The organism is Pelomicrobium sp. G1, assembly GCF_051905455.1.
GTDB lineage: Bacteria > Pseudomonadota > Gammaproteobacteria > Burkholderiales > UBA6910 > Pelomicrobium.
This window is the reverse complement of sequence record NZ_JBQACR010000387.1, coordinates 1-263: the sequence shown is the minus strand read 5'-3', so window position 1 is coordinate 263 and position 263 is coordinate 1. Positions and strand designations below refer to the sequence as shown.

General features: G+C 68.8%; 1 pseudogene. It reads left to right on the top strand.

Annotated elements, in window-relative coordinates:
• A pseudogene (locus ACTFO6_RS18945) lies at window positions 1-263 on the top strand (lysophospholipid acyltransferase family protein); the annotation flags it as partial.

Here is a 263-nt window from a genome sequence, read left to right as displayed (position 1 = left end):
AGCCCATGCTGAAACCCCTATTGGGCTGGGCGGCCTACCTCCCCTTGAGCTGGCTCCATGCCATCGGCGGCGTAATCGGGCGGGGTGTGTACCTGTCCTCACCTCGCTATGCCAAGCGCTTGCGGGAGAACCTGAAGGCGAGCGGCGTGTGTCCCGAGCCCCGGGGCTACCGCCGGCTTTTGCGCCGCACGGTAGCGGAAACCGGCAAGGCGGTGGCGGAGCTTCCCAAGGTGTGGTTCGGCGATCCCGGGCGGGCGGACGCC